The sequence below is a fragment of the Bradyrhizobium uaiense genome, from assembly GCF_010811875.1.
Taxonomy (GTDB): Bacteria; Pseudomonadota; Alphaproteobacteria; order Rhizobiales; family Xanthobacteraceae; genus Bradyrhizobium; species Bradyrhizobium uaiense.
This window is the reverse complement of record NZ_VKHP01000970.1, coordinates 1-244: the sequence shown is the minus strand read 5'-3', so window position 1 is coordinate 244 and position 244 is coordinate 1. Positions and strand designations below refer to the sequence as shown.

The 244-nt window shown below is 59.0% G+C and carries 1 protein-coding gene; it reads left to right on the top strand.

From position 1 onward, the window contains the following. Positions 1-244, top strand: a 244-nt coding sequence (locus tag FNJ47_RS48345) for a hypothetical protein (protein WP_430649504.1), incomplete at both ends; no start/stop codon positions are given.

The following is a 244-nucleotide window of genomic DNA, read 5'->3' as shown; positions in this document are numbered from 1 at the left end:
ATCTCGGGGACCATTCAGGTACCAGCGCACCGGACGATTGGCCACGATGTGCTGAAGCACTTTGCCGTCGCGATCGAGAAGGACCTCATACCCTGGCAACAGGCGCACGAGGCTTCCCCGCATGCACGCGACGACGCTCGGCTGACTTTTGCCGAGGATGATATTCTGGCGCCTAACGCTGCTCATCTGCGCGGCCGGTTCAACGCGATCCGCGTGTCAAATCTGCTCAATCATGGCTATTTCA